The sequence below is a fragment of the uncultured Eudoraea sp. genome (genome assembly GCF_947258925.1).
Taxonomy (GTDB): Bacteria; Bacteroidota; Bacteroidia; order Flavobacteriales; family Flavobacteriaceae; genus Eudoraea.
The window spans coordinates 1-4,576 of the sequence record NZ_CAMYKG010000077.1 but is presented as its reverse complement, the minus strand read 5'-3'; the positions used below and the strand labels follow the sequence as shown (position 1 = coordinate 4,576).

The following is a 4,576-nucleotide window of genomic DNA, read 5'->3' as shown; positions in this document are numbered from 1 at the left end:
AGTTATATTAAAAGAAAAAAAGGTGGTTTAAGTAAGAAAAATAAATATTAATTATCTTTAAGGAAACTGGACTAGGGCTTTTCATAGGATACATTGTTAGGTGTTGTCTTTTTTATAAAATTGTTTAATTCATTAAAAAAATCCTCTTTGTTTTCAATATAGGGATAATGTCCTGCTCCTTCTATTAATACAATTTCTGAATTATATATTAATTGATTTGTTAATCTATAAGCTTCTTCAACAATAAAATCATCTTTACCATTTATAATTAAAGTTGGGCAATTAATGTTTGAAAGGCTATCTTGAACATGTATGTTTAATTTCATCTGTGTAGCCAAATAATTTAGGGCAACTGAGTTTTTAGCTGTTGTTTCATTAAAGGCCGCGACTTTCATATAATCATCGATCACATCCTTATTGGAAAAAATAGTTCCTTCTGATATTCTCATTGCTTCATTATGAACGTTAGGATTACCAGCAAGATAATCTTCACTGTTCCACAGTTTTTGTAAATATTCCCATTCTTCTGGTTTAAACATTGATATCTGTTTTTCATAACATTTTATCAACAAGTCAGTATTTACTGGTGCTGCATCAATAAGGATCAATCGCTTAACATTGTCAGGATATTTCACTGCATAATACATCGCTAGTAAACCTCCCCAAGAGTGACCTATTATGTTTAGCTTATCAATTCTAAATTCTTTACGTAATTCTTCCAAATCCTCAATCATTAATTCAACAGTAAAAGTTGTACTGTCAATTTTTTCCAAGGTGGATTTTCCGTTTCCCCGTTGGTCGTAAAAAATCACCTTATTGGACTTCGCAAAATCAAGAAAAAATGGAAATAATTCATCATGGTACATTCCAGGTCCTCCATGCAACAAAATAAATGGTTCGCCATTGCCTACAATTTTATAAAAATGATTTACTCCATTAACTTTTTTATAACCTTCCTCAATTTCAATGTTTTCAGAATCACATCCACACAGGAAAAATCCAATTAATAAAGATACTGTCAATATAGTTTTCATTTTAGATAACACTTAACGTTCAATGTAAAATGCGTTTTAATGCATTTTTACATAGTGTTAGAAGCTTTTTTATTTTGACGATGCAAACATCATGTATTCTTCGTTTTGATATTTATCTTGTATGAAATATTTGCCAAATAATTGATCAAATGTAGATTGATGTTTTGCAATCCCGTTAACTATTGCTTCACTCCAACTACCATCTTCAGGAAAGTAATAATCTCTTGTTTCTTTTGAGTCAAAGAAATAGACCATAACAAAGTCTCCTTTGTCTTTAGCCTTATTATCTTTTGTTCCCCAACCACCTGAACTCACCGGTTCTCCAACTTGGCAATTAAAACCAGGAAATTCTCTGTATAGAAGAAGGTATTCATTTTCCAACCATTCACGAGCTTCCTCCTTAGAAACTCCATCTTGTAGAGTATAAAAACGTGGTGCAATGACCCACTGTTTATCTGGTGTATCACTTGATTCATTTTCTTCATAAACAAATCCGAAAGTTATGAGTACCGAGGTGGCTATGAGTACACCAAATATGATATTTTTCATGTTATGATATTTTGGTTTTTTATGAATTGATTGCTTCTAACGGTTGGTATAAATGCCATTTTAATGGCTTTTATATGATGTTAGTGGCAGTACCCATTCTTATTGCATATTTTAATGGCTTTTATATGATGTTAGTGGCAGTACCCATTCTTATTGCATAATCATCAAATAAAACAAGATTGCTCCCAAGAAATTAATTATTACATGAATGTAAAGACTAATTTTATAATTCTTGAAGTACCATGCGGGAAAAACAAGAATTGCCGAGATTATGAGCAAACTTGGATAATTCCAAGGTTGCCAAAAGTGGTATATTGCAAATAATACTGTGGCCAAAATTGGAGTAACAATCCCTTTTACTTTTATTCTTGGTAATAAGTATCCTCTAAAATAAATTTCCTCAATGTATGGTAAAATTAGTCCATCAAAAAAAATTCTTAATATTCCTGTAACCATCAGTGCTTGTTTGGTATAACCATTTTTGAATTCCTCATCGTACATGTACCAATTAGGAAGCCAATCAAAAACATTTTTTTTAATCGAATCATCTACAAACTGCATGAGACCGACAATTAAAAAACTCAGAACAATTCCTCCGATTATAAATCCGATAAATTTTTTTACTCCAATTACCTTATTAACCAGAATACCTCTGATTGTGCGGTTACCACTGCTTACCAAGAGAGCCGAAATCATCAAACTCATTATTGAAGGGTACCCAAAATTATTAATGCTTGGTGTGAGTAAAATATACAAACCCCCAATAAGTAACCCAGGATAAAGGTGTAACCAAACTAATTTTGTAGTTGAAATTTTCTCAGTCATTTATTTTTTATTTATTGCCACTAACAATTGTATATAGCACATTATGCACTATAGTTCACTTATAGGAACTAAGATAACAAATCCTAGTATTTAAGGGTCTTGCAATACCTTAGCAGTTTTCTATCCTAAAAACATACGATTACAACCGCTTACAAATGTTTACATCGAAATCATCTTGAGACCTATTTTTTATATATTGTTATGAGCTTTTTTTACTTCTTACTATTTTTACAATACGATTATATACTATTTGCGATAAATTCCAATTGTATCCATCAAAGTCAGTTGTATTAACAAATTGAATAACAACTGTATCAATGTCTTTGTGGTATTCTGCAAGACTCTGATATCCAGGAAGCAAACCTCCATGTTCGTACACGTAAATTGAGGAATAGATTGCCTGTTCTCCTTCATCAAATACTGAACCATCATTTAAGGCCCTCAGGAATATACCCACATCCTGTGCTGTAGCGACCATTGAACCATAACCATTTAAGCCATAATCATTAGTCTTTATATCCGACTCAAAGCCAACGTAATAGCCGCTCATCACATCGTCTATATCCACTTCACGAAGCGAACCGAAAGTATTGTTCAGCTCGAGTGGTATCAAAATTTCTTCCTTGATATATTGATGATGGCTATAACCTACCACCTTATCAATGAGTTGGGAAAGCAATAAATAATTCGTATTGGAATATTCATAAGCCTCATCCGGTTCAAAGCTCGCGGGCAAGTCAAGTACTAATTCAAGCGCTTCTTTACTGCTTTTGGGTGGGTCTTCCCAAAAGCCAGGGCTGTCCGTTAAATTGGGAATGCCACTCCGATGTTGCACCATCAATCTCAAGGTGATTTTTTCTGCATTTTCAATTCTTCCCACAAGTTCCGGAAAGTAATCAGCGAGGGTTTTTTCCAAAGACAAACGGTTGTCTTTAACTAATTTAGCTGTGGCTAAAGCGACATATAACTTGCTGATACTACCAATCTTGAATAATGCTTGCGGGTCGGCTGGTATTTTATTTTTTCGGTCATTCCAGCCAGCTGTATAAAATGCAGGTGGTTTGCCTGCTTCGTCCACATAAACAATCATTCCATCAAACCCATGATCAATTGCTTCATTTACTTGTTCCTGAACCGTATCAGGTAGTGGTAAAACCCAGGCCTTTACCAAAATCCATGGCACGAAAGCCAAAGAGCTAATGCTTGCAATAATAAATATTATTCTGAGTATTCGTTTTGTTTGTTTCTTTGTCATACTATATCAGGACGATGTGTTTTATTGCGCGTTATTTTTTGTTATAAGTTTTTTGTTACACCAATACCAGACGCCATCTTCACTACCAAGTTCATAGGGAGCAAATTTTTCGAATTCCATCCCAACTTTTTTCATCACATTGATCGATGCTTTATTATCTTTCAATGCAATGGCAATGATCCTCCTTAAGTTGAGAGTATCAAATCCATATGTCAAAATTGCACGAGATGCTTCCGTTGCTAACCCTAACCCCCAATATTCTGGCAAGAATCTAAAACCAAGATCAATTTCATCAAATTCGGGCAGATATGCTAAACCTGCCCATCCAACAAATTGCATCCCATCTTTTAAAATAGTAGCCCACCTGCCAAATCCATACTTCTCATAATCGTTAATTCTCCCCCTTATTGCCTTTTCAATTTCTTCAATAGATTCAACCACAGGTTCCCCCGTATAATATTGTACCGCTGGATCAGAATGCAACTTAAATAGTTCCTCTTTGTCATCCAGAGTGATTTCCCGTAACAATAATCTTTCAGTTTCTATCAGAGTTGTCATTTTACTACTTATAACTTGTTATATGCACACTAAAATAGTGTTTATCCCTTACGTTTCCCGGATAAAGATAGATTTAAGGGATTGTACTTATGTGTTTACATAGTGCCAACAAATAAATTGTTATACGACTTTTAGTAGTGGCTTCATTCCTCAAATTTTAGAGATGGGTTTCGTTAGAATTTTAGATGTTCTTTTTTCATTGAATTTCCATTTTAGTCCAAACAAAGGCCTTAAGAAAACAATCCTTCTTAGGATAAATTCATAAATAAGATAGCAGACAACTCCGGTAAAGGTCGTAATAGCTATAAATTTTAACACAGCAGGCATCTCCAATGGTAAAATTAACATAGCCCCG

The 4,576-nt window shown here is 33.8% G+C and carries 5 protein-coding genes and 1 pseudogene; all 6 read right to left on the bottom strand.

The genetic code is table 11. The features are described 5' to 3' along the window. Positions 1-71 precede the first annotated feature (71 nt). Positions 72-1,034, bottom strand: a complete 963-nt coding sequence (locus Q0X77_RS15315; RefSeq protein ID WP_297707928.1) for an alpha/beta fold hydrolase — start codon at positions 1,032-1,034, stop codon at positions 72-74. 69 nt (positions 1,035-1,103) lie between these two features. Then, complete coding sequence (locus tag Q0X77_RS15310; RefSeq protein ID WP_297707930.1) at positions 1,104-1,583, bottom strand: hypothetical protein; 480 nt, start codon at positions 1,581-1,583, stop codon at positions 1,104-1,106. 150 nt (positions 1,584-1,733) lie between these two features. Next, a complete protein-coding gene (locus Q0X77_RS15305) occupies positions 1,734-2,408 on the bottom strand; it encodes a CPBP family intramembrane glutamic endopeptidase (RefSeq protein WP_297798681.1) in 675 nt (224 codons plus the stop codon). A 199-nt stretch (positions 2,409-2,607) separates the two neighbouring features. Then, a complete protein-coding gene (locus Q0X77_RS15300; protein ID WP_297708034.1) occupies positions 2,608-3,663 on the bottom strand; it encodes a serine hydrolase in 1,056 nt (351 codons plus the stop codon). Positions 3,664-3,684: 21 nt separating this feature from the next. After that, a complete protein-coding gene (locus tag Q0X77_RS15295; protein WP_297708037.1) occupies positions 3,685-4,221 on the bottom strand; it encodes a GNAT family N-acetyltransferase in 537 nt (178 codons plus the stop codon). A gap of 150 nt (positions 4,222-4,371) precedes the next feature. Next, a pseudogene (locus Q0X77_RS15290) lies at positions 4,372-4,576 on the bottom strand (acyltransferase); the annotation flags it as partial.